The organism is Nonomuraea sp. NPDC026600 (assembly GCF_040638335.1).
Lineage (GTDB): Bacteria > Actinomycetota > Actinomycetes > Streptosporangiales > Streptosporangiaceae > Nonomuraea.
Window position 1 is genome coordinate 394316 of the sequence record NZ_JBEZYD010000005.1, and the last position, 19824, is coordinate 414139.

Annotated in this window: 25 protein-coding genes, 1 pseudogene and 1 riboswitch; of the genes and pseudogenes, 17 read left to right on the plus strand and 9 right to left on the minus strand. The window is 69.7% G+C overall.

The window, feature by feature from the left end:
* Positions 1 to 181: 181 nt before the first annotated feature.
* Genes AB0F17_RS14860 through AB0F17_RS14870 form a run of 3 tightly spaced genes read left to right on the plus strand, consistent with a single transcriptional unit; the run spans position 182 to position 1737 of the window.
* Positions 182 to 532 (plus strand): hypothetical protein, encoded by a 351-nt coding sequence (locus tag AB0F17_RS14860; RefSeq protein WP_358021906.1) that lies wholly within the window; start codon positions 182 to 184, stop codon positions 530 to 532.
* Positions 532 to 1410, plus strand: coding sequence for a hypothetical protein (locus AB0F17_RS14865; protein ID WP_358021908.1), 879 nt, complete (start codon positions 532 to 534; stop codon positions 1408 to 1410). Before AB0F17_RS14860 ends, AB0F17_RS14865 begins: the two co-directional genes overlap by 1 nt.
* Positions 1411 to 1419: 9 nt before the next feature.
* Positions 1420 to 1737 (plus strand): YbaB/EbfC family nucleoid-associated protein, encoded by a 318-nt coding sequence (locus AB0F17_RS14870; protein WP_358021911.1) that lies wholly within the window; start codon positions 1420 to 1422, stop codon positions 1735 to 1737.
* A 10-nt stretch (positions 1738 to 1747) separates the two neighbouring features.
* Here the strand turns inward: AB0F17_RS14870 and AB0F17_RS14875 are convergent, their stop codons facing one another.
* Positions 1748 to 2134, minus strand: a complete 387-nt coding sequence (locus AB0F17_RS14875) for a nuclear transport factor 2 family protein (RefSeq protein ID WP_358021914.1) — start codon at positions 2132 to 2134, stop codon at positions 1748 to 1750.
* 2 nt (positions 2135 to 2136) lie between these two features.
* Positions 2137 to 2949: a glucose 1-dehydrogenase gene (locus AB0F17_RS14880; protein ID WP_358021917.1), complete on the minus strand. Its 813-nt coding sequence runs from the start codon at positions 2947 to 2949 to the stop codon at positions 2137 to 2139.
* A 67-nt stretch (positions 2950 to 3016) separates the two neighbouring features.
* Here AB0F17_RS14880 and AB0F17_RS14885 point away from each other — a divergent pair, with 67 nt between their 5' ends.
* The 3 genes and pseudogenes from AB0F17_RS14885 to AB0F17_RS14895 all read left to right on the plus strand — a co-directional run bounded on the left by AB0F17_RS14885 (position 3017) and on the right by AB0F17_RS14895 (position 4427).
* Entirely contained in the window at positions 3017 to 3445 is a 429-nt protein-coding gene (locus AB0F17_RS14885) for a MarR family winged helix-turn-helix transcriptional regulator (RefSeq protein ID WP_358021920.1), read from the plus strand.
* 6 nt (positions 3446 to 3451) lie between these two features.
* Positions 3452 to 3523, plus strand: a pseudogene (locus AB0F17_RS14890) (CDGSH iron-sulfur domain-containing protein); the annotation flags it as partial.
* A gap of 46 nt (positions 3524 to 3569) precedes the next feature.
* Entirely contained in the window at positions 3570 to 4427 is an 858-nt protein-coding gene (locus tag AB0F17_RS14895; RefSeq protein ID WP_358021923.1) for an aldo/keto reductase, read from the plus strand.
* Positions 4428 to 4468: 41 nt separating this feature from the next.
* On the opposite strand, the gene AB0F17_RS14900 is transcribed toward AB0F17_RS14895, so the two are convergent.
* Positions 4469 to 4981 carry a PadR family transcriptional regulator gene (locus AB0F17_RS14900; RefSeq protein WP_358021926.1) on the minus strand — a complete coding sequence of 171 codons (513 nt, stop codon included), beginning with the start codon at positions 4979 to 4981 and terminating at the stop codon, positions 4469 to 4471.
* A gap of 56 nt (positions 4982 to 5037) precedes the next feature.
* Here AB0F17_RS14900 and AB0F17_RS14905 point away from each other — a divergent pair, with 56 nt between their 5' ends.
* The 4 genes from AB0F17_RS14905 to AB0F17_RS14920 all read left to right on the plus strand — a co-directional run bounded on the left by AB0F17_RS14905 (position 5038) and on the right by AB0F17_RS14920 (position 8842).
* Complete coding sequence (locus AB0F17_RS14905; protein WP_358021928.1) at positions 5038 to 6486, plus strand: MDR family MFS transporter; 1449 nt, start codon at positions 5038 to 5040, stop codon at positions 6484 to 6486.
* A 47-nt stretch (positions 6487 to 6533) separates the two neighbouring features.
* Positions 6534 to 6734, plus strand: a complete 201-nt coding sequence (locus tag AB0F17_RS14910) for a DUF5302 domain-containing protein (protein WP_214637144.1) — start codon at positions 6534 to 6536, stop codon at positions 6732 to 6734.
* A gap of 164 nt (positions 6735 to 6898) precedes the next feature.
* Positions 6899 to 7036: riboswitch (cyclic di-AMP (ydaO/yuaA leader) on the plus strand.
* A 209-nt stretch (positions 7037 to 7245) separates the two neighbouring features.
* Entirely contained in the window at positions 7246 to 7947 is a 702-nt protein-coding gene (locus tag AB0F17_RS14915) for a hypothetical protein (RefSeq protein ID WP_358021931.1), read from the plus strand.
* 49 nt (positions 7948 to 7996) lie between these two features.
* Positions 7997 to 8842 carry an alpha/beta hydrolase gene (locus AB0F17_RS14920; protein WP_358021933.1) on the plus strand — a complete coding sequence of 282 codons (846 nt, stop codon included), beginning with the start codon at positions 7997 to 7999 and terminating at the stop codon, positions 8840 to 8842.
* Between the two features lie 67 nt (positions 8843 to 8909).
* On the opposite strand, the gene AB0F17_RS14925 is transcribed toward AB0F17_RS14920, so the two are convergent.
* The 4 genes from AB0F17_RS14925 to AB0F17_RS14940 are packed head-to-tail and all read right to left on the minus strand — an operon-like array spanning position 8910 to position 11053.
* Entirely contained in the window at positions 8910 to 9281 is a 372-nt protein-coding gene (locus tag AB0F17_RS14925; RefSeq protein ID WP_358021936.1) for a hypothetical protein, read from the minus strand.
* 18 nt (positions 9282 to 9299) lie between these two features.
* Complete coding sequence (locus AB0F17_RS14930; protein WP_358021939.1) at positions 9300 to 9683, minus strand: roadblock/LC7 domain-containing protein; 384 nt, start codon at positions 9681 to 9683, stop codon at positions 9300 to 9302.
* A 29-nt stretch (positions 9684 to 9712) separates the two neighbouring features.
* Entirely contained in the window at positions 9713 to 10672 is a 960-nt protein-coding gene (locus AB0F17_RS14935) for a hypothetical protein (RefSeq protein WP_358021942.1), read from the minus strand.
* A gap of 3 nt (positions 10673 to 10675) precedes the next feature.
* Positions 10676 to 11053 (minus strand): roadblock/LC7 domain-containing protein, encoded by a 378-nt coding sequence (locus AB0F17_RS14940; RefSeq protein ID WP_358021945.1) that lies wholly within the window; start codon positions 11051 to 11053, stop codon positions 10676 to 10678.
* Between the two features lie 234 nt (positions 11054 to 11287).
* Here AB0F17_RS14940 and AB0F17_RS14945 point away from each other — a divergent pair, with 234 nt between their 5' ends.
* Complete coding sequence (locus tag AB0F17_RS14945; protein WP_358021948.1) at positions 11288 to 11890, plus strand: NAD(P)-dependent oxidoreductase; 603 nt, start codon at positions 11288 to 11290, stop codon at positions 11888 to 11890.
* Here AB0F17_RS14945 and AB0F17_RS14950 read toward each other — a convergent pair.
* Positions 11884 to 13119, minus strand: coding sequence for a DUF4032 domain-containing protein (locus tag AB0F17_RS14950; protein WP_358021951.1), 1236 nt, complete (start codon positions 13117 to 13119; stop codon positions 11884 to 11886). The two genes, AB0F17_RS14945 and AB0F17_RS14950, sit on opposite strands and share 7 nt — an antisense overlap.
* 23 nt (positions 13120 to 13142) lie before the next feature.
* Here AB0F17_RS14950 and AB0F17_RS14955 point away from each other — a divergent pair, with 23 nt between their 5' ends.
* A complete protein-coding gene (locus tag AB0F17_RS14955) occupies positions 13143 to 14711 on the plus strand; it encodes a DUF885 domain-containing protein (RefSeq protein WP_358021954.1) in 1569 nt (522 codons plus the stop codon).
* Between the two features lie 13 nt (positions 14712 to 14724).
* Here AB0F17_RS14955 and AB0F17_RS14960 read toward each other — a convergent pair whose 3' ends face one another.
* Entirely contained in the window at positions 14725 to 15363 is a 639-nt protein-coding gene (locus tag AB0F17_RS14960) for a class II aldolase/adducin family protein (RefSeq protein ID WP_358021957.1), read from the minus strand.
* 251 nt (positions 15364 to 15614) lie between these two features.
* Between AB0F17_RS14960 and AB0F17_RS14965 the strand changes: the two genes are divergently transcribed.
* The 5 genes from AB0F17_RS14965 (at position 15615) to AB0F17_RS14985 (ending at position 19807) form a co-directional block, all read left to right on the plus strand.
* Positions 15615 to 16790 (plus strand): hypothetical protein, encoded by a 1176-nt coding sequence (locus AB0F17_RS14965; protein WP_358021960.1) that lies wholly within the window; start codon positions 15615 to 15617, stop codon positions 16788 to 16790.
* Positions 16787 to 17941: a histidine kinase gene (locus tag AB0F17_RS14970; RefSeq protein WP_358021963.1), complete on the plus strand. Its 1155-nt coding sequence runs from the start codon at positions 16787 to 16789 to the stop codon at positions 17939 to 17941. Before AB0F17_RS14965 ends, AB0F17_RS14970 begins: the two co-directional genes overlap by 4 nt.
* Positions 17938 to 18543 carry a response regulator transcription factor gene (locus AB0F17_RS14975; protein WP_358021966.1) on the plus strand — a complete coding sequence of 202 codons (606 nt, stop codon included), beginning with the start codon at positions 17938 to 17940 and terminating at the stop codon, positions 18541 to 18543. The genes AB0F17_RS14970 and AB0F17_RS14975 overlap by 4 nt, the downstream gene beginning before the upstream one ends.
* A gap of 538 nt (positions 18544 to 19081) precedes the next feature.
* Positions 19082 to 19639 carry a dihydrofolate reductase family protein gene (locus AB0F17_RS14980; protein ID WP_358021968.1) on the plus strand — a complete coding sequence of 186 codons (558 nt, stop codon included), beginning with the start codon at positions 19082 to 19084 and terminating at the stop codon, positions 19637 to 19639.
* A 30-nt stretch (positions 19640 to 19669) separates the two neighbouring features.
* Positions 19670 to 19807 (plus strand): hypothetical protein, encoded by a 138-nt coding sequence (locus tag AB0F17_RS14985; protein ID WP_358021971.1) that lies wholly within the window; start codon positions 19670 to 19672, stop codon positions 19805 to 19807.
* Positions 19808 to 19824: the final 17 nt, after the last annotated feature.

Below are 19824 nucleotides of genomic sequence, written 5' to 3' on the forward strand. Positions count from 1 at the left end.
GGACACGACAACTCCGACCCCAACTCCAACTCCGTCAGACACCTCCACGCCCACCCCCACGCCGTCGAGCCCGACGTCAAGCGCCCCTCCGTACACGCCGATCCCCACGCCGAGGCCCTCCCCGACGTACACCCCGACCCCAACCCCAACCCCCTCCCACCAGCCGGGCGCGTCGGACCGGGTGCAGATCGACTGGGCGTCCATTCGCGAGCTGGCCGGACTCTTCGACAAGCTGGGCGACGACGTCGTGGAGCGCCGCCTGAACTCCTGGAGGCTGGGGGACACCTCCGGCCTCGTCGGCGGCGACGACGAGGGCCGCGATTTCGCCGAGTGGTACCACGCCGGTTACACCGCCCTGACCCATCACATGAATGCCATCGCCGACAAGAACTTCACGACGGCCGGTAACCTCCGCGATTTCGCGAAACTCTGGAATTACCTGGAGCGGGACATCATCGCGACCCTGCCCGCGGTCCTGGACCTTCCCGACGCCCCGATCCCCGTGACCCCACCGGCCAGGGAAGGTGCCTGATGTTCGATCCGTTCCAGGCGCTCGCCTATTTCGCCCAGGTACATGTGCCGGTGGCAGATGTGTCCAACCTGCGGGCCCGCGCGACGGAGCTGCGTGAGTTCGCCAAGGCGATCGGCACGCTCGCGCAGCACACGGCGAGCGGGGTCGCGGCCGTGCGCGAGACGAACGACAGCCGGTCGGTCGATCGCTTCGCGGACGTGTGGCCCGACCAGCTCGCCCCCCGCTACGCCGCCATGGTGGCGGCGCTGAACGAGATGGCCGACGGCTGCGACGACTACGCCCACGCGGTGGAGGAACACCGGGAACAGCTCATGATCATCGGCACCCAGCTCGCCGCCATGGCGTTCACCATGATGTTCGGCTACCTCTACCCGGGGGCCAGGATCGCGGCCGAGGGGGTGTTCAAGTGGCTCGTGGCGCGGGCCAAGCTGGAGAAGACGATCTTCCAGAAGCTGATGAAGACCGTTCTGGCCGCGAAGGTGGGCAAGTTCAACGTGGGCACGTACGCGGTGCGCGAGGGGCTCGACGCCGTGGCCGACTCGGTCGTGTGGGCCACGGTGAAGACCGGCGTGCACGCGGCGAGCTCCGCCGCCACCGGCCAGCCGATGGGCAACCTGTGGGAGTACGCGGGCAAGCACTTCGTCGCCGAGCTGGCCTATGACGGCGGTATCAAGGCCCTGCGCGACGTACGTAAGTTCATCCCGGCCACCAGGTTCACCGAGACCATGCTCGGCACCGGTCCGATGGGCAATTTCTTCCGGCGGACCACGTCGGCGGCCACTCTCTACGCCCTGGTCGCCAACGGGGACATGTCCGTCCAGGGGTCGCTCCGATCCGCCCTGGCGCACGCCCCCCGGGCGTTCATCCTCCACCGATAGGGAGCCGGCATGACCATACCCAGGAGCGGCGATCCGGAGATCGACCGGGCGCTGGCCCAGCTCGCCGCGCAGACGGCGCAGTTCGAGGAGGTGGGGCGCCGTCTGGAGTCGGCCAGGGGGCGCGGCGTGGCGGCGGACGGGCAGGTGACGGTCGAGGTCCTGCCGAGCGGGGGGCTGGCGAGCGTGCGCATCGCGCCGCGCGCGATGCGGCTGGGCTCCGAGGCGCTGTCCGACGCCCTCATGGAGGCGGCCCGGCAGGCCGAGGAAGACGTGAGCGCCCAGACCTTCGCCGCCACCCAGACCCTCTTCGAGGACCCTGGCCGTTGATCTCCCGTCCTCAGGGGCGTGCTGGTGGTGCGGCGATCGGGCTGTAGTGGAGGCCCGCCAGCAGACGCCGATCTCCGTCCCTGACCGTGATCTGTGTGACGCGGAAGCGCCCGTCGGCCGATGCGCCCTGGTGTGAGGCCCGCTGCGTCAGCACGCCGATCGCCACGGCCGTCTCGCCGTACTCCCGCACGGTCACGTCCGTCCAGCTCATCTCGTGCGTGACCAGGGCGCCCTCACGGTAGCGCGACACCCACTGGTCCTTGACGAGCACGAAGCCGAGCGGCCCCACGAGCGTGAAGTCGGTGACGACGAGCGCGTCGAGGGCCTCGGCGTCGCCGCGGCGCTCCGCCTCCATCCACTGCTTGCCGAGTTCGTCGAGCTGCTGGTCGATGGTCATGATCAGGCCTCCTGCCGCTCCATGGGCTGGCCCGGGCGGTACATGCGCGGGGGCTTGCCGCCCGCCGCCTGCCCGCCGTCGATGGGCAACGTCACTCCGGTGATGAACGACGACTGGCCGGAACAGAGCCACACGACGGCCGCGGCCACCTCGTCGGAGCGGCCGATGCGCCGCATGGGCGTCGACAGCCCCGCAAGGCGCTGCGCCTCCGCGCCCGCCGCCTCCAGGTGGTGGGTGAGGATCGGCCCGGGGGCGACCACGTTGACGCGGATGCCCTGGTCGGCGTAGTCGAGCGCGGCCGCCTTCGTCAGCCCGATGATCCCGGCCTTGCCCGCGACGTACGCGGACAGGCCGGAGTGGCCCTGGATCCCGGCGAGCGAGGCCATGTTGACGATCGAGCCGCCGCCAGAGGCGAGCATGGCCGGAATCTGGTACTTCATGCCGAGGAAGGTGCCGCGCACGTTCGTGCGGATGCCCCGGTCGAACTCGTCCGGATCGATGTCGGCCAGCGGCGCGGGCATCGGCCCGTCGGTGGCGTTGTTGAAGGCCGCGTCCAGCCGGCCGAAGGTGTCCAGCGCCTGCCGCACGAACTGCTCGTTCGACGCCACGTCACCGACATCGAGGGGTACGCCGATCGCCTGCCCGCCGTCGAAGCGGATGTCCGCGGCGACCTGCTCCACTGCCTGCTTGTCGCGGGCGCCGAGCACCACGGCGGCGCCCGCCCGGGCCAGGGCGTGAGCCGTGACGGCGCCGATGCCGCGGCTGGCTCCCGCCACGACCGCGACCTTCCCACTGAGCCAAGAGTTTGGTTGCATGCCCTCGACGATAGATATCGAAGCATTAGATGTCAAACGATTAGATGCCACTGATAAACTGGGCGGCATGACGCCACCCTTTCGGACACCGATCGGCCTGCTGCTCACCAACACCGCCAGGGCGGCGAGCCGGGCCTTCGACGACGCGCTCGCCGCCGTCGGCGGGTCGGCGCCGATCTGGCAGATCCTCATCTCGATCAAGTCCCGGCAGTTGGGCAACCAGCGCGAGCTCGCCGAGGCGGTGGGCATCCAGGGGGCGACGCTGACCCACCACCTCAACGCGATGGAGACCGGCGGGCTGCTGACCCGCCGCCGGGACCCCGCCAATCGGCGGGTCCACGTGGTGGAGCTGACCGAGGAAGGGGAGCGGCTGTTCCACCGATTGCGCGAGGTGGCGGTCGCCTTCGACGCGCGCCTGCGGGCCGGGCTCAGCGAGGAGCAGATCGCCTCGTTCGAGCAGGTCCTGACCCGGCTGGCGGAGAACGTCCGCGGCTGAGGTCCCAGGTGCGGCAGATCGCGTAACAAGCCGTTCTGTGATGGCTCGCACGTGACCATCCGCTTCACCGGCACCTAGTGGCCCCCGCTGCGACGTCGTCTCCGCACCTGGGGAGGATAGGGGCATGAATACGCGACTTATCGGCCAGACCCATGTTGGCGCCATCGGGCTCGGCGCCATGCCCATGTCCGTACATGGGCACATGCCCGACGAAGCCCAGTCGATCAGGACCATCCACGCGGCGCTCGACGCCGGCGTCACCCTCATCGACACGGCCGACGCCTACACGCCGTCGTCCGACCAGGTGGGCCACAACGAGCGGATCGTGGCCAAGGCCCTGACGAGCTGGACCGGCGACACCAGTGGGGTGCTCGTGGCCACCAAGGGCGGCCACACCCGCACGGTGGACGGTGGCTGGCAGGTCAACGGCCGGCCCGACTACCTGGCCGAGGCGTGCGACCGCTCCTTGAAGGCGCTGGGGGTGGAGGCGATCGGGCTCTATCAGCACCACCGGCCCGACCCCGCCGTGCCGTACGAGGAGACGATCGGCGGCCTGCGAGACCTGCTCGACACCGGGAAGATCCTGATGGCCGGCATCTCCAACGCGAACCCGGAGCAGATCAGGCTCGCCCACGAGATCCTCGGCGGGCGGCTGGCCAGTGTGCAGAACCAGTACTCGCCGCGGTTCCGGTCCAGCGAGCCGGAGATCGACGTGTGCGCGGAACTGGGGCTGGCGTTCCTGCCGTGGTCGCCGCTGGGCGGCATCAGCTCGGCGTCGGAGCTGGGCGGCCAGCACGCGGCGTTCGCCAGGGTGGCGGCGGAGCGGGGCGTGTCTCCGCAGCAGGTCTGCCTCGCCTGGGAGCTGGCGCGCAGCCCGGTGGTGATCCCCATCCCCGGCGCCAGCAGGCCGGAGACCATCGTGGACTCGGCCGCCGCGACCGACCTCGTCCTCACCGCCGATGAGCTGGCCCTTCTCGCCTGACCGCCCCGCTGACAGCCGTCGGACGCGCCCCGGCGCAGCGGTCAGTCGCGTCCGACGGCGTCGCGTAGCTCGGCCAGGGTCTCGTCGGCCCAGGTGAGCGACGCACGGCCCTGGGCGAGACCCAGGCGGAGCGCGTACCTGCCGAATCCCGGGGTGTCCTTGGGTTTGCACTCCAGGACGGTCAGCCGCTCCGCGAACTGCGCTCTGATCCGCTCGACCACCGCGATCGCCGACTCCCGGTCGAGCAGCGTGAGCAGGAACGCCTGGAGCGCCACCTCGCTGCGCGGCGCGGAGGTCGGTTCGCGCTCGACCAGCCAGGAACGGAGCTGACTCGCGCCCTCAGGCGTGATCGCGTAGAGCTTCCGCCCGCGTGCCCCCTCCGACTCGACCGCCACCAGCCCGTCGGCGGCCATCTTCACCAGCTCCGGGTAGATCTGCGTGTGCCCGGCCTGCCAGACGTGATTGAGCGACCGCTCGAACGATTTCGTGAGGTCGTAGCCGCTGGCCGGCCCCGTGGCGTCGAGGAGTCCGAGCAGTGCGATCCGTAGGGACATGTAAGTCAGCATACCAAAGGATTGACATGTCAGTCCTTACATGTCAATCTCCACATATGACTACTGACACGAAGCGCGGAGGCGATGGCCTCCTGCTGGTCGCCGTGCTCGGCGGCATGTTCCTGGCGATGCTCGACCAGACCATCGTCGGCACGGCCCTGCCCCGGATCATCGCGGAGCTGGGCGGCGTTGATCTCTACACCTGGGTGGTCACGGCGTACCTGCTGACCTCGACCGTGACCGTGCCCCTCTATGGAAGGCTGTCGGACCAGCACGGCAGGAAGCCGCTGTTGCTCATCGGCATGTCCGTGTTCCTTGTGGGGTCCGCGCTGTGCGGGGTTGCCCAGGACATGACCCAGCTCATCCTGTTCCGCGCGCTGCAGGGCCTGGGGGCGGGCGCGCTGCTTCCGCTGTCCATCGCCCTGGTGATCGAGCTGTTCCCGCCGACCAAGGGCGGGGCCCGGGTGCAGGGGGCGATGGGCGGGGTGATGGCGCTCAGCTACCTCGCCGGGCCGTTCCTGGGCGGGCTCTTCACCGACCACGCGAGCTGGCGCTGGGCCTTCTACGTGAACGTGCCGATCGGCCTGGTGCTGATCGGGATCATCGTGCTGCGCCTGCCGCGCCAGGCGGGGCATGGTGGCGGGCGGCCGGACTACCTGGGCATCGGGGTGTTCACGGTGGCCATCAGCGCGCTGCTCATCGGCCTGACCGAGAAGGGGCTCGACGCCCACACCTGGACCAGCGTGCCGGTGGTCGGGCCGATCGTGCTGGCTCTGGTGTTGCTGGTGGTGTTCGTGGTGGTGGAGGGGCGGGCCGAGGCGCCCATCATGCCGTTGCACCTGTTCCGCAACCGTACGTACACGCTGGTCAACGTGACGTCGTTCTTCACCGCCTTCTGCATGTTCGCCGGAGTGGTGTTCCTGCCGCGCTACTTCCAGGAGGCGCTCGGCGCCACTGCGACCGAGTCGGGGCTGCGGATCTACCCGCTGACCCTGGCCATGGTGGTGGGCAGTGTCCTCATGGGCGCGCTGATGAGCCGGACGCGGGTCTACAAGCCGTGGCTGGTGGCGGCGCCGTTCCTGCTGGCCGTGGGCGCGCTGCTGTGCTCCGGCCTGACGCTGGACACGCCGCCCTGGGTGCTCGTCGGGTGGATGGCGCTGATCGGCCTCGGCATGGGCCCCATGCTCTCCGGCCTGACCGTGGCCGTGCAGTCCTCGGTGCCGCCCCAGTACATCGGCACGGCCTCGGCGAACCTGACGTTCTTCCGCCAGATCGGCGGCTCGGTCGCGCTGGCGCTGGCCGGCACCGCGTACACCTCCGAGATCACCGCCGAGGCGCCGCTGCACGGGCTGGCCGCCGCGCACGCTTCGGCCGCGGCCCTGGTCATTCCCTCGCTGGGCGTCGCGGGCGCCCTCGTGGCGCTGGTCGCCCTGATCGCCATGCCCGGCGCGCGCATCGACCGGGAGACACCACAGCCCAAGGTCGAGGCTGGTTTCGCGTCCTGAGCGCCGTCATGCGAAGCTGTCCTTGTCCCCAACACCAGGAGGTCCTCATGGCGGAAACACCGGAGCCGGAAGTCGACGAAACTCCCGAGGACGAGATGAAGCGCAAGTTCCGCGAGGCGCTCGAGCGCAAGCGCGGCCAGCACGCCGACTCGAGCGCGGGTGGCAGGGGCAACGACCCTTCCAAGATTCACGGCGCTCACGGGCCCGCCGCCAGCAAGCGTTCTTTCAGGCGGAAGAGCGGCGGTTGACAAGGGCTTTTCGGGGGGTACGGCATGCCGTACCCCCCTTTTTCTTGACCTCATAGGTAGATCTTCGCCCGATTCATGGGCTTAAGTTTGCCTTTGTCCGATTCTCTCCATATAGTCCAAGGAAGTTACCAGCCGGTGACCTGGCGCTTCAGCAGAGAGGCGTCGACCGGCAGGCGCCGAATTTCGCTCAGGCGAGAACCGGGGAACCACCGTTCCTTAGGGGTGAATCCGACCATCGGTCGGTAGGGCATCTCCACGTCCGAACCCGTCAGCTAACCCGGTAGGCGAGATGGAGAGGACTCCTACCGCATGTTTAACTCCCGTGCTGTGCCGCCCGCCCGCGTGTTGCCATCCGCCGACGACTGACCGGCACCATCCCCCAAGCTCTTCCCGCGCTCCGTCGCGTAGCGACCGTTTGGCATTCCGCCCGGCTACGCCCCTCCTTTAGCGAGCGCTCTCCTCCCTGTACCCGTATAAAGGACTTTGCTGCTTCATGTCTATTCGCTCTGCCATGCTGACTGCCGCCCTCGTCGGCGCCCTGTCCATCGGTGCCGCCACGGCCGCGCACGCCGACTCCGGCACTGACAAGAAGGTCCTGCTCAAGGGCTCGACCACGGCGTCCTACTTCTGGGACGACTCCTCCGGCCGCGCCGGGGACACCGGCTTGCCGGCCAGCGGCAAGCCCATGCAGAAGCGTCTCGCCGCCAGCCCGAGCTGGCCGCTCATGACAGAGGGCTACGTTGTCTACAAGGGCAAGAAGATGCCCTTCTTCGTCGGTGACCGCGGCCCGGGCACGCCGTCCTCCAGCGGTGTCATGCTCGACCTGGACGCCAAGACCTTCGCCGACCTGACCGGCGGCCGCTTCAACTCCAGCACGCTGGGTGTGGACGGCGTCGGCGGCCAGGGCCACATCAAGGTTGGCTACATCATCACCAAGTGGGGCAACGGCCCGGGCAAGAAGAACTACCCGGTCGCCTACTCGACCGGTGCCTACGCCCGCGTGGACCACAACCCCGCCAAGCCCCCGCAGGTCGCCGCTCCGAAGACGGTCAGCCCCAAGCCCGCTCCGGGCGCCGACCTGCCCGCGGTGCCGGTGTCCGACAAGAAGGCCGCCGAGTCGAGCGACGCTCTCAACGGCGCCGTGCTGGGGGCCGGGCTGGCGATCGTCGGTGGCGGCGTGATGGTCGGCCGCAAGCTCCTCCTCCAGCGCTGACGGTCCGTCGGTCTTTGCTTCGCGGGAAACAGAATGTCATTCTGATCCCGTGACCAAGCATGCAGTCGCCAACGGCATCCAGATCGCCTACGAGACCTTCGGCTCATCCGACGGACGTCCCCTGCTCCTCATCATGGGGCTCGGCGCCCAGCTCATCCACTGGGACGACGAGCTCTGCGAGCTCCTGGCGGAGCAGGGCCATCACGTCGTCAGATTCGACAACCGTGACTCCGGTCTCTCCACGCACCTGCACGACGAGGACGTTCCCGCATTGGGGACGTCCTCGTCGTATTTGCTGGACGACATGGCCGACGACGCCGCCGGGCTGATGGACGCCCTCGGCTGGACCGCTGCCCATGTGGTGGGCGCCTCGATGGGCGGGATGATCGCCCAGACGCTCGCCATCCGGCACCCCGAACGCGTGCTGACCCTCACCTCGATCATGTCGACCCCCGGCCCGAACGTGGCCCCGCCCACCCCGGAGGCCAGCGCGGTGCTGCTCGCACCGCCCGCGCCCGATCGGGCGGGCGTCCTCGCCCAGGCCCTGACGACCTGGTCGGTGATCGGCTCGCCCGGCTTCGACCTGGACCGGGAACGCATCGTCCGGATGTCCGGCCAGGCGTACGACCGGAGCTTCGACCCGCCGGGCACGACCCGGCAACTGGCCGCGATCCTGGTCTCCGGTGACCGCACCGAACAGCTCGGCACGCTGGGCGTGCCCGCCCTGGTCATCCACGGCGAGGCCGACCGGCTCGTCCCGGTCGTCGGCGGCCGGGCCACGGCGGCGGCGATCCCGGGCGCCAGGCTGCTGACGTTCCCCGGCATGGGTCACGATCTGCCCGAACCGCTGTGGCCGGAGATCGTCGACGCCATCACCAAGCTCACCACCGGGTGACGTACCGGAGATCGCTGGAGGACGGTGGCTCGCGTTCGCCGCGCCCGTACGCGAGCCACCGGGTCTCTCAGACCTCCAGCTTCTCCTCGATGCCGCGTAGCTGGTGCCTGGCCATCGCGAGGTTGGACCGCGCCCGGTCCAGGGCGAGATAGAGGAACAGCCCCTTGCCGCCGCGGCCGGTGATCGGCCGGATGATGTGGTACTGGCCGCCGAGCGTGATCAGGATGTCCTCGATGGATTCCTTGAGCCCCAGCGAGTCCATCGTGCGCAGCTTGGCCTTGACCACCTCCGTGTTACCCGCCGCGGCGACCTGGAGATCCAGGTCCTTCGAACCGCCGAGCGCGCCCAGAGCCATGCCGCTGCCGTGGTCGACGATCGCCGCTCCGATCGAGCCGTCGATCGTCATCATCTCCTTGAGAGAGACGTCCATGCTGGCCATGCCTTCCTCCGTTCAAGGTCAGTGAATCCGTGCTGCGATGGCGGCCACACTGGCCGCCGTCTTGCGCCCCTCCAGCCGGAGCAGCCCGAGATTGGTGCCGGGCTCAGCCAGGACTGTGAGGACGATGGTGGGGCCCGCCGCGTAGAAGGCGGCGAAGCCGGCGGTGCCGGAGATGAGCGTCTCCTCCAGTACGCCCTGGCACGTCATGATCGTCATTCGCCTGCTCAGCGCGAGCAACGCCGCCGACAGCGCGGCGGTCTGCTCGCTGCTGCCGTTGGCTTTGCCGCCGTTGTCGCAGGCGATGGTCAGGCCGTCGACCGTGCAGGCGACGCTCCCGCTGATGTCCGGGGTGCGCTCGCGCAGGAGAACCATCTCCCTGAGCACCTCTTCACACAGCTTCACCGGTGGCCTCCTTTGCGGGCGGAGGAACCTCATGTCAGCTCCTCCAGTGCCTTCTTCAGGCGCATCAGCAGGGCCAGGTCCGTGGGGTCCGCCGAGATCGGCGGGCCGAGCGGCAGGCCCGGGGCAGCGGAATCGTGTGCCGGCCGCTGATCGGCCGTGCCGGGCACCCGCCGCGGCAGCGCGCCCTGCCGGTCCCCGGCGGCTTGCGGTGCGCCGTCTTCGGTGGCTTCTGCCGCGTCGTCCGTGGCGGTGTGCGCCGGGCCGCCTGCCGCGTGCCGTGCCGTGCCTTCCTTGGTGGCCCGCGTGGTGCTCGCGCCCTTGGCCGGGTCGTGCGTGGGGGCGGTCTCTCCGGGTGGTGCCAGCAGCCCGGCCGCGGCCATCCTCCGTACGGCCAGGAGCACCGAATAGCCGGACCTGCCGATCCGTTTGGCCAGGTCAAGCGGTGTCGCCTCGGCATCGGCCCCGATGACGACCTCCCACTGGACCGAGTCCAGCGTCACCCCGTTCCCCGGCAGCCGCGGCACCGGCCGTACCGGAGCCGTGTCCAACTGGGCCGACGGCCAGATCTGCGCGAGATAGGCCCGGCGGCGCGCGCACTCGCGCATCAGCCCCGCCACGTCGAAGTACCACTGCCCGCCCAGCCAGTGCTGCTCGCCGGGCCGGAACTTCGGCCGGTTCCCGCCGACCGGCAGCAGGAAGAACGCGGCGTCCAGGACCGCCCCGAGCACGCAGTACTGCAGCTCGCCCAGCGTGACGGGCCCTTCTTCCAGCAGTCGCGCGCAGCCCCCGTCGGCCTGCAACCGGCGCAGCGCGGCCTCCGGCAGCCGCCCCCGCGCCGCCAGCACGCGCTCGACGCCGGGTGTGTGGGCGCACTCCATGTACGTGACCCGGCCCTCGCTGAGGAAGATCGTCCCGGCCCGGCCCACGCGGAGGGCGCCCGTGGAACGTTCACGGGCGAGGCCGGCCAGGAGCGTGTCCAGCGGTGCCATGGCTCAGGTCAGCAACTGGCTGGAGATGGCTTGCAGGCGATAGCGCGCCAGGGCGAGGTTCGACCGTTCCAAGTCGAGGCGCAGGTAAATGATGAGCGGCCCCTCGAATACCGTTTCCAGCATCCTGAGTAAATGATGGCCTTTGTCGGTAGTGACCAACATGTCATCAATGCGGACCGTTTCGCCGGGGCAGGAACGGGCCAGGCCGTCCATCGTCGCACGCAGCGTCTCGGTCAGGGCGGCGGCGGAGCTTTCGGCGTCCACACCTTGCGGCGGGCCGCTGACGGCCACGGCCATGCCGCTCGTCTGGTCGAGGAGCATCGCGTCCAATGCCCCTGGTATCGCCATGACCTCGGTCAGGCAGTCGTCCAGTCCCAGCACGTGCACCCTCCCACGCCGTCGTGAGGACGGGGACAGCGTAGGAGCGATGGATGGCAGCGTGGTGATCGCATAAAGCGATATATGTATGAAGTTGAAGATGTCTATGGCCAGGGTGGAGAAAAACCTAACCGCGACGGAGATTTCCTGAATTCATGGGTATTGCTCACGACATTTAAGAATCTCATTCACATTATCGTCGGAAGTAACCAGTATCCAACGGATATTCTGGAGGACATGAAGATCCTTCTCTTTGGCGCGACCGGCATGGTCGGTCAGCGCATCGCCGCCGAACTCGCGAACCATGGCCACGAGGTGACCGGTGTCAGCAGGTCAGGGCCGGTCAAGGGGGACGTGCGCGACGCCGCCACCCTCGCCCGCGGCCACGACGTGGTGATCTCCGCGATCGCTCCGGCCCGCGACGGGAGCGAGCCCGAGGAGCCGTTCCTCGACGCCCACCGCGCCCTCATCGACGGTGTCCGCGCCGCCGGGGTCCGGCGGCTCATCGTCGTCGGCGGCGCCGGCAGCCTTCAGGTGGCGCCCGATCTCGACCTGGTCGACGCGCCCGGGTTCCCGGAGATGTACAAGAAGGAGGCGCTGGCGCAGCGGGCCGCCCTGCGTCTCTACCGCGAGGTCGACGACCTCGACTGGACGTACGTCTCCCCGGCCGCCGAGATCGTGCCCGGTGAGCGTACCGGCCACTACCGGGTCGGCGGCGACCAGCTCCTCGCGGACGCCGAGGGCAACAGCCGCATCTCCGCCGAGGACTACGCGGTCGCGATCGCCGACGAGGTGGAGAAGGGCGAGCACCCGCGCCGACGGATCACGGTCGCCTACTGAAGCTCGGCGGGCTCCTCGAATAGGCCGCCCGGCTCCTCGGGCAGGAGCGCCTTCTCGTCGGGTTTGTGGACGAGCACCTTGTCCACGTACGACTTCACCGCGGCCTCGAGGCCGACATCGGCCCCGGCCGCCTCCGACAGGTACCACCGGTGGTCCAGCACCTCGTGGAACAGCTGCGCGGGCTCCAGCTTCCCGCGCAGCCGGGCCGGAATGCCCTGGACCGTCGGCTGGAACACCTCGGCCAGCCACCGGTGCGCCACGATGGCCTCGTCCTCGTGCCGCAGACCCTTGGCGACCCGGTACCCGTCGAGGTCGTTCAGCAGCCGCCTGGCCTGGTTCTCCTCGACGTCGAGGCCGGTGAGCCGGAGCAGCCGCCGCTGGTGGTGCCCCGAGTCGACCACCTTGGGCCGCACGATGAGCCGCCCGGTGCCGACCTTGCGGCGGACCATCATCTCGGCCACATCGAAGCCCAGCAGGTTGAGCCGCCTGATCCGCTGCTCCACCCGGTGCCAGTCGACCTCCTCGATGATCTCGTCCTGGGTGATCTCGTTCCACAGCCGGTGGTAGCGGGTCACGATGTCCTCGGCGGTGTCCATCGGGTCGATCGACGGGTGCAGCAGCTCGCCGGCCTCCAGGTCGAGCATCTCGCCGAAGATGTTCGTGTGCGCGGCGTCGATGTCGGCGAGCCGCTGGCCCTCACTGATCATCGGGTGCATCTCGCCGGTCTCCGCGTCCACCAGGTAGGCGGCGAACGCGCCCGCGTCCCTGCGGAACAGCGTGTTCGACAGCGAGCAGTCGCCCCAGTAGAAACCCATCAGGTGCAGCCGCACCAGCAGCACGGCCAGGGCGTCCAGCAGCCGGGTGAGCGTGTCGGGCCGCAGCGTCCCCGACATGACCGCGCGGTACGGGAGCGAGAACTGCAGATGCCGGGTGATCAGCGCCGCGTCGAGTCCCTCGTCCCGGCCGGTGACGTAGGCGATCGGCTCGACCGACGGTGCGTCGTGCCTGGCCAGGTCCCACAGCAGCTGGTACTCCCGCTTGGCGTACCGCTCGCTGATCTCCTTGATCGCGTACACCTTGCCGGACAGCCTGACGAAGCGCACCACGTGCCGCGAGATACCGCGCGGGAGATCGACCAGATGATGCGCCGGCCAGTCGGCGAGAGGGACATCCCATGGCAGGCGGATCAGGTCGGGGTCCCCGAGCGCGCCGGTGATCTGAAGTGGCATAAAGCCCAGGATATTGTGCGAACGTGGACGATTTTCTCAAGTGGTACTTTTCTGGTCGTCCCGTCGTCGCCAGCTACCTGGGAGCCGACGGCTACGATCACACGCTCGGCGACTTCACCGCCGCCGCCTTCGCCGCCCGCGAGCGGGAAGAGATCCTCTGGCTGGACCGGCTCTCCAGGCTGGAGACCGCGACGCCGGACGACGCCATCGACAGGGATCTCGTCCTGTCGCAGTTAAGGGGCTCCATCGCCCTGGCATCCTGGCCGGACTGGCGGCGCGACCCGGCCGCCTACCTGTCGGCGATCTTCACCTCCATGTTCACGCCGTTCCAGCAGCGGCTCAAGCCCGAACCCGAGCTGGTGTCCGCCGCCGTCTCCCGGCTGGCCGAGGTGCCGGACGTGCTGGCCGCCTGCCGTACCAACCTCGACCCCGATCTCGCCGCGCCGCTGCTGGTCCAGCGCGCGCTCGGACAGGCCCGCACCGGACGCAACTTCCTCACCAGAACCGTCCCGTCGATGGTGACGGACCTCGAACTACGCGCGAAGCTCGCGGACGCCGCCGAACCGGCCGCCCGCGCGTTCGACGCGTTCGTCACCTTCCTCGATGGGTTCGCGTGCGGCGGCACCTGGCGGATGGGCGAGCCGCTCTACTCCACGCTGCTGCGCGAGCGCGAGCTGCTCGGGTACGGCGCCGACGAGCTGCACCGCAAGGGCGAGGCGGCCTGGGCGTCGCTGGACGCGCGGATGCGCGAGGTCACCATGAGGCTCGACGGCACCGAGGACTGGCGGGCCGCGATGGAGTCCCTGATGGACGACCATCCCGCCACGCTGGCCGACATGCGGACCGAGTACGAGGCCGAGACCCGGCGGGCCCGCGAGTTCGTCAGGGAGCGCGACCTGGTGACCTTCCCCGAGGGGGAGGAGTGCCTGGTGCTGCCCTCGGCCGAATACACCCGGCCGATCCTCGCCGTCGCCCACTACCTGGCGCCGCCGCCGCTGAGCAGCTCGCGCACCGGCGTGTTCTTCGTGCCGTACACGCCCGACGACTTCACCGAGGAGCAGGTACGGCAGCGCCTGCGGACGAACTCGCGGGCCCAGATGCCGTCGATCGCCGTCCACGAGGCCTACCCCGGCCACCACTGGCACCTGTCGCACATGGCGAGCAACACCCGGACCGTGCGCAACGTGTTCCGCACCCCGTACTTCACCGAGGGCTGGGCCCTCTACGTCGAGAAGCTGCTGCACGAGCAGGGCTACTTCGACACGCTCGCCACCGAGCTGGCGCACCTGGACTGCCGCATGTTCCGCGCGGCCCGCATCGTGGTGGACACGGCGCTGCACTGCGAGGACATGTCGATCGAGGAGGCGGAGACGTTCATGGCGACGAAGGCGTCGCTGTCTCCCGGGACGGCGCAGGGGGAGGTCAGCCGGTACTGCGCCTGGCCCACGCAGGCGCCGTCGTACCTGACGGGGGCGATCGAGATCGACCGGATCAGGGAGTCGTACGAGGGGTCGCTGAAGTCGTTCCATGACAAGATCGCGGGCTCGGGCGGGCTGCCGCTGGGACTGGCGGAACAGGCGGCGCACCTGTAGCTCGTCTGGCTCGTCACGGCGTGCGGCGGGGGAAGGCCGGGGGGTTGAGCGCGCGGTCGACCACGGCCGCGAGCTGCTCGTCGGTCAGGATCGTGGGCTTGCCGACGCTCAGCCCCCGCACATACACCTCACACAGCCATTCCAGCAGCCGGGTGGCCTCGAAGGCCTGTTCCAGCGTGGCGCCGATGGTGACGCCGCCGTGGTTGGCCATGAGCGCCGCCTGCCTGCCCTCCAGCGCCGCCCGTACGTTGGCCGCCAGCTCCGGCGTCCCGTACGTCGCGTACTCGGCCACCCGCACCACCCCGCCCAGCAGCAGCGCGTTGTAGTGGACCGCCGGCAGCTCGGTCATCGTGGTGGCCACCACCGTCCCGAACACCGAGTGCGTGTGAACGATGGCCTGCGCGGCGGTGGTCTCGTAGACGGCCAGATGCATCGGGGTCTCGGAGGACGGCTGCAGATCGCCTTCGACCAGGTAGCCCTCGATGTCCACGATCGGGCACATCTCAGGCGTCAGCCGGTCGAGCGCGACTCCGGACGGGGTGACCGCGACCAGTTCGCCCTGACGGACGCTCAGGTTGCCCGACGTGCCGATGACCAGGCCCTGCTCGACGGCTCTCCGTCCGTACTCGCACAGCTGCTCGCGGAGGCTCATGGCGGGCAATGTAGTCGGTCGTCCGACTTGCGGCAAGAAACCGGCCGACGAGCCCACGACGGTGAACATGACGGGAGCGGCAGATGCCGATGTGGACGATCGCCGGTGGTGTTCGCCATTGCCCGGGGCATGTCGTCGGAGAAAACTCCTGGCGGGCCTGTGACATTTGAATCTGTTGCGCGGCGGCCCGCCAGTGCAGGGTGGAGATCGCCCCGTCCACGCCTCCGGCGGCAGGAAGGCGAGACCCGCGCATGACCCTTTCGCTCGCACCGACCAGGCGGCCGCCGACGGCCGGCACCACCACGCGGCCAGGACGCCTACCCTGGTCAGCCGGTACCGAAGAGCGGGTGGTGGGCGGATTGGCGGAGTTCCGGCGCTCCGAGCGCATGCTTCTGCTGGCCCCGCTGGGGGCGGTCGGCTACAGCGCCGCGCTGCCGTTGGTGCAGGTGGCGCTGGCGTTCGGCTACGGCGGCAGCGATCTGCGGACCGGGCTGTGGAGCCTGGCGGCGACCACGGTGTACCTCCCGCTGCACCTGCGGCACGTCTGGTACGCCGCGCGCGGGGTCCGGCCGCCGTCCGGCCACTGGACGCTGGCGGGGATGGCCGTCGTCATTCTCGTCGCCACGCCCTTGGCCGGGGCCATGTGGGTGCGGTCTTACACGGCTCTCATCGTGTCGGCGATGCTGGTGCTGCCCGGCCCGTGGTCGTACGTCGTCTATGCGGCGGTAGTGGTAGCGGTGGCCCCGGTGGGCCACGCGCTGGGGACGCCCTGGGACACCGCGCCGTGGCTGGTGCTCTCGGTGGTATGCGGCAGCATGGCGTTGCTGCTGCTGGTCTGGCTCCCGGCGGCGCTGGCCCGATTGCGTACGGCCAGGGAGGCGCTGGCCCAGCAGGCGGTCGCGCAGGAGCGCCGCAGGATCGACGCCGAGCTGCGCCGCACGGTCGGCGCCGCGCTGGAGTCCATCGCCGACCGTGGCCATCGGCTCGGCAGCCGCCTCGCCCAGAGTGAGCCACCAGCAGCCGCAGAGCCGAGAGAACCCGCAGAGCCGAGAGAACCCGCGGAGCCGGCAGAACCCGCCGAGTTGGCGGACGAGCTGACCGGGCTGTCCGCCGACTCCAGGCGCGCGCTCGCCGAGACGAGGCGGCGCGTGCGCGGTTACCGGCAGCCGTCGCTGCGCGCCGAACTGGAGACCGCCGCCGCGCTACTGTCCGCGGCGGGCATCGCCACGCGCCTGGACCTTCCACGCAGCGGCCTGCCCGACACCATCGCCCAGCCGTCGCGGGCCGCCCTGCGTGCGGCCATCACGCGCCTGCTGCGCGACCACGCGGTGCGGGCCTGCACGATCACGGTGACCTCCCTGGATGGCCGGGTGCGGCTGGAATTACGCGCGGACCAGGCCGCCGAGATCGTCGAGGTGGCGTCATGACCCCGTCCATGACCCGGTCGACGACCCCGTCGATCCTGCCCGCGTGGGTGCTGCGGCGCCCGCACTGGCCGCTGGTCGCGCTGCACGTGCCGCTGACCGTGCAGGCACCGGTCTACTCGATCATCGGCATGGAGGGCCGGCCCTCTGCCCCGCTCATCATGATCCCGGCGGCCGCCGCGGTGGGCGCGCTCCAGCTACGGCACAGCCTCGCCGCCGCCCGGGGCGAGCGTCCCGCGGGCTGGCGCTGGAGCTACGCGGCGTTGCTGCTGCTCGCGTACGTGCCGGTGATCTGGATCGGCGCGAACTGGGAGGCCATGGGCATCTTGGCCCTCGCCTCGACGGTGATGTTGCTGCGCCCGCGGACGGCGTGGCCGGTGTGCGCCGCGCAGATGCTGGTCCCGGTGACGTTCGAGCTCAAGTCGGTCATGGGAGCCTCGCTCCTGGAGATCGTCACCATGATGATCTACGCTGCGGTCGTCTGGCCCCTGTTCGCCGCCGCGCTGGTCGGCGGCGCCCGGCTGGTCCGGCTGGTGAACGAGCTGTACGCCACTCGCACCGAGCTGGCCGCCGCGGCGGTCGGCGAGGAACGCGTCCGGGTCTCGCGCGACCTGCACGACCTGCTCGGGCAGAGCCTGTCGGCGATCTCGCTCAAGGGTGACCTGGCGCTGCGACTGCTGGCCAAGGACGCCGCCGCCGCCCGCGGCGAGGTCGAGAGCCTGACCGGGGTGGCGCGTGAGGCACTGCGGGGCGTACGTGCGATCGCCCGCGACGAGCACGCCGTTTCGCTGCGTACCGAGATCGAGGGTGCCGCGGCCCTGCTCGGCGCGGCCGGGGTGGACACCGAGCTCGACGTGGCCGACCTGCCGCCGCTGCCCGGCCCCGCGCAGAACGCGCTGGCGTGGGCGATCCGCGAGGGCACCACCAACCTGCTGCGCCACAGCGAGGCCCAGACCTGCTCCATCACCCTGTCCCGGCACAACGGGACGGTACGGTTGGAGATCGTCAACGACGGCGTGCGGGGCGTCGCGGCTCCCGGCTCGGGGCTCGCGGGGGTGGGCGAGCGGGCCCGCGCCGTGTCCGGCACCTCCGCCACCGCCGTCCACAACGGTCGCTTCCGGCTGTCGGTCGAAGTCCCAGAGGAAGCCCTGTGATCCGCGTACTCATCGCCGAGGACATGCACATGATCAGGTCCGCCCTGGTCGCCTTGCTGTCGCTGGAGGACGACATGGAGGTCGTCGCCGAGATCGAGCGCGGCGACGAGGTGCTGGCCGCCGCCCTGCGGGTACGTCCCGACGTCGCGGTGCTCGACATCGACATGCCCGGCCTGGACGGGCTGTCGGCCGCCGAGCAGCTCTTCGAGCGCCTGCCCGGCTGCCGCACCCTCGTGCTCACCGGGCTCAGCCAACCCGGCAACCTGCTGCGCGCGCTGAAGGTCCACGTGAGGGGGTTCATCGTCAAGGACGCCCCGGCCCAGACCCTCACCGACGGGATCCGCCGCATCGCCCGCGGCGAGCGGGTGATCGACCCCGAGCTCGTCGCCGCCGCGCTCGAGACCGGCAGCAGCCCGCTCACCGCCAGGGAGACCGACGTACTGCGCGCCGCCGGTACGGGCATCAGCATCGCCGAGATCGCCGTCCACCTGTCGCTGTCGCAGGCCACTGTGCGCAACTACCTGTCCAACGCGATCGGCAAGGTCGGTGGGCGCAACCGCATCGACGCCATCCGCATCTCCCGCGACGCGGGCTGGCTCTGACCGCTCTGACCGCAGGCCGTGCACGTTGAGTGAACTCCTCACGGCCCGGATCCGGGCGCGCTGAATCCAATCGCCGGGAGCGTGCCGGGCACCGGCCAACCGGCGGACATCGCGTTCTTCCTTTTCGTCGCGCGGGGCCCGCGCGAACAGCAGCTTTGGCATGGCGCAAACCCTCCTGCCATGACAATCCGCCTGCTCAAGTCTCCTGGCCAGAGGACAATTCCACATGCTTTTCGGAACGCAGCACTAGGCCGGGCCACCGCACCACCGGCGATCCCGAAGGGCCGCGGCCCTGTGGCGAAACTCATCACCCGTCGTGTGACATTTACATCTGTTTGCTCCGAGGTCTCACGTGGAGGATCGGACTCACGTAACCCCGGGTGACACGCACGACCGACTTTCGCGGGGAACGCGGTGTCCCTGATACGGCGGTCGGTTTGATCGAAATCTCGGGGAAATCATTCAGGCGCCCACCTAGGGGCGTTGGGCCTGTGCTGGGGACCGTCCCGGCGCGGGAAGAAACAAATGGAGGCACCGGATGCGGAAGTTGATTCTGGGTTTTTACGTCTCGCTCGACGGTAAGAGCGCTGACGGCGACAACGGAATCCGGGACGTCATGATGAGCATCGACGACCCCGAGCAGGAGGAGTACTTTGTCAGCCGGCTGTGGGAGGCTGGCGCCTTCCTCATGGGCCGGAACAGCTACGAGAGCATGGCCGGATACTGGCCCACCTCCGACCACCCGTCCGCCAAGGCCATGAACGACATCCCCAAGGTCGTCTTCTCCCGCACCCTGAAATCGGCCGACGACTGGCCCGAGACCCGGATCGCCGGCGGTGACACGGCGGAGGAGATCGCCAAGCTCAAGGCCGAGCCCGGCAAGGACCTCGTCGCCGCCGGCGGCACCGAGTTCATGCACTCCCTGATCAAGCTCGGCGTGGTCGACGAGTACCGGCTGTGGGTGCTGCCCGCCGTCACCGGCAAGGGCGCGCCGCTGTTCCCCGAGCTGGATCAGCCCGTGAACCTGCGCTTGGTGAAAAGCACGGCCTTCCCGTCCGGAATCCTCGAACTGGTGTACGCGCCAGCCGACAAGTAAGACCCCAACTGCACCCGGGTCACGCTCTCGTTGCTCACCGACTTCGAGAACTGCGGCGTCTTCAAACCGGCGGCCCAGCAGGAGGACGCGCTCACCACCATGCTGGATCAGGTGATCGCCTGGGGCCAGGCGTTGCGGCCACTTCGTCACCAGCGCGCGGCCACGTAGCGATTACGAAGGACGTT

Bases quoted from the DNA above. Each gene is read 5' to 3' on its own strand.
- AB0F17_RS14865 (WP_358021908.1), top strand. From the start codon at position 532: ATGTTCGATCCGTTCCAGGCGCTCGCCTATTTCGCCCAGGTACATGTG.
- AB0F17_RS14870 (WP_358021911.1), top strand. From the start codon at position 1,420: ATGACCATACCCAGGAGCGGCGATCCGGAGATCGACCGGGCGCTGGCC.
- AB0F17_RS14875 (WP_358021914.1), bottom strand. From the start codon at position 2,134: ATGACCATCGACCAGCAGCTCGACGAACTCGGCAAGCAGTGGATGGAG.
- AB0F17_RS14880 (WP_358021917.1), bottom strand. From the start codon at position 2,949: ATGCAACCAAACTCTTGGCTCAGTGGGAAGGTCGCGGTCGTGGCGGGA.
- AB0F17_RS14885 (WP_358021920.1), top strand. From the start codon at position 3,017: ATGACGCCACCCTTTCGGACACCGATCGGCCTGCTGCTCACCAACACC.
- AB0F17_RS14895 (WP_358021923.1), top strand. From the start codon at position 3,570: ATGAATACGCGACTTATCGGCCAGACCCATGTTGGCGCCATCGGGCTC.
- AB0F17_RS14900 (WP_358021926.1), bottom strand. From the start codon at position 4,981: ATGTCCCTACGGATCGCACTGCTCGGACTCCTCGACGCCACGGGGCCG.
- AB0F17_RS14905 (WP_358021928.1), top strand. From the start codon at position 5,038: ATGACTACTGACACGAAGCGCGGAGGCGATGGCCTCCTGCTGGTCGCC.
- AB0F17_RS14910 (WP_214637144.1), top strand. From the start codon at position 6,534: ATGGCGGAAACACCGGAGCCGGAAGTCGACGAAACTCCCGAGGACGAG.
- AB0F17_RS14915 (WP_358021931.1), top strand. From the start codon at position 7,246: ATGCTGACTGCCGCCCTCGTCGGCGCCCTGTCCATCGGTGCCGCCACG.
- AB0F17_RS14925 (WP_358021936.1), bottom strand. From the start codon at position 9,281: ATGGCCAGCATGGACGTCTCTCTCAAGGAGATGATGACGATCGACGGC.
- AB0F17_RS14935 (WP_358021942.1), bottom strand. From the start codon at position 10,672: ATGGCACCGCTGGACACGCTCCTGGCCGGCCTCGCCCGTGAACGTTCC.
- AB0F17_RS14945 (WP_358021948.1), top strand. From the start codon at position 11,288: ATGAAGATCCTTCTCTTTGGCGCGACCGGCATGGTCGGTCAGCGCATC.
- AB0F17_RS14950 (WP_358021951.1), bottom strand. From the start codon at position 13,119: ATGCCACTTCAGATCACCGGCGCGCTCGGGGACCCCGACCTGATCCGC.
- AB0F17_RS14960 (WP_358021957.1), bottom strand. From the start codon at position 15,363: ATGAGCCTCCGCGAGCAGCTGTGCGAGTACGGACGGAGAGCCGTCGAG.
- AB0F17_RS14965 (WP_358021960.1), top strand. From the start codon at position 15,615: ATGACCCTTTCGCTCGCACCGACCAGGCGGCCGCCGACGGCCGGCACC.
- AB0F17_RS14970 (WP_358021963.1), top strand. From the start codon at position 16,787: ATGACCCCGTCCATGACCCGGTCGACGACCCCGTCGATCCTGCCCGCG.
- AB0F17_RS14980 (WP_358021968.1), top strand. From the start codon at position 19,082: ATGCGGAAGTTGATTCTGGGTTTTTACGTCTCGCTCGACGGTAAGAGC.